The sequence below is a fragment of the Kitasatospora sp. NPDC058190 genome (assembly GCF_042883685.1).
In the GTDB taxonomy this organism is placed as follows: domain Bacteria; phylum Actinomycetota; class Actinomycetes; order Streptomycetales; family Streptomycetaceae; genus Kitasatospora.
On the sequence record NZ_JBHVVI010000300.1, the window covers coordinates 1 to 1,357 of the forward strand.

A 1,357-nucleotide genomic window follows, 5' to 3' on the forward strand; every position below is an offset into this window, starting at 1 on the left:
CGATCCGTCGGCAGTATTCCTCCCGCTCACGGACCAGGGCCCTGCGACCCTGGGCGTCGACGCGGGCTCTCACCCACCAGTTGAGGCACTGCGGGCCCTACCGCGAAGACATGGAGATCACCTACGGCATCGGTCTCGCGGTGAGCACGCGGCTCCTCGTGGCAGAGCCGCTGGACGCCCCGGAACAGGGGGCCGGGTGGCCCGCCGCCTGGGGGGCCGAGCAGACTCTGGGTCTCGAAAACTCTTGACCACGGGGGACCGAGATGAACCGCCTGAGCCGCGTGCTGACCTGGACCGCCGTCATCGCCGTCACAGCGGGTGCGATGTGCAGGTGCTCCGAGCCGGAGTTCAAACAGCACCAGGAGGCCGGCTACAGCGTCGCCGACCCGATACGGACCTTGGTGATCCAGGGCGGCATCGGCCGGATCCGGGTGACCGGCGGCTCCGCCACGGTCAAGGTGGCGGAGCATCAGGACTACCAGACCACGCCGCCGACGACCGAGCACCGCGTCATCGACGGCACGCTCACCCTCGACTACCGCTGCCCGGACGACCACTGTGGCGTCGGGTACGACGTCGAGGTCCCCGCCGCAACAGTGGTGCGGTTGGCCAACAGCAGCGGTGGGATCGTCCTCGCCGGGTTGGCGGCGGAGATCACCGCGAAGACCGGCGAGGGCGGCATCCGCGCGAGCGGCCTGACCTCTGCCACGGTCGATCTGGAGACCACCAACCTGGGGATCGACGCCAAGTTCTCCGCGAAGCCGACCACCGTGCGGGCCGTCACGGGGAGCGGCGGTGTCTTCATATACGTCCCGGACCGCGGCCCGTACCGCGTCTCGGTGCACTCCCCGGGCGGCGGCGTCACCATAGAGGTGGATGAGCAGGACGACGCGGCCGGCAGCATCACCGCATCGGCCGTCAACGGCGGCGTGCGGATCCGGCGGACAGGCTGACGGCGGCAGTCGAGCGCGAGCGCCTGTCCACCTGGGAGGAGACCTACCGGCTGCTGGCGACCACCGGCCACGTCGGCCGCCGCGCTTCCGTTGCCCAAGTGGCTCCGGTTCACCACGTCGAAAACAACGAGGATGTGCTGGGCTGTGCTCGGTCCGCCGCTGCGATGCCTCCACCAGGTCATCGATGTCCTCGGGGGTGCGGCAGGGGCTGGTGGCGCTCCTGGACTCTGCGGCCGCGCTCATCGGGAGCCCTGGGATCCCAGGGCTCCCGCGTGAGCGGCCGTGCGTGGCGTCAGCGTGCCAACCTCTCGAGGCGCGCGACGTCGCCGGTGATGATGCGGACAGAGACGAAGTCCATGGGGATCTCCTTGGCTGTACTGGAGGTGTGCACGTCGCAGGCTAGG

The 1,357-nt window shown here is 69.9% G+C and carries 2 protein-coding genes; both read left to right on the plus strand.

Annotated elements, in window-relative coordinates:
* Positions 1-110 precede the first annotated feature (110 nt).
* Complete coding sequence (locus ACFVWU_RS44935; RefSeq protein WP_387632526.1) at positions 111-248, plus strand: hypothetical protein; 138 nt, start codon at positions 111-113, stop codon at positions 246-248.
* Between the two features lie 15 nt (positions 249-263).
* Positions 264-953 carry a hypothetical protein gene (locus tag ACFVWU_RS44940; protein WP_387632528.1) on the plus strand — a complete coding sequence of 230 codons (690 nt, stop codon included), beginning with the start codon at positions 264-266 and terminating at the stop codon, positions 951-953.
* The last annotated feature ends 404 nt before the right edge of the window (positions 954-1,357 follow it).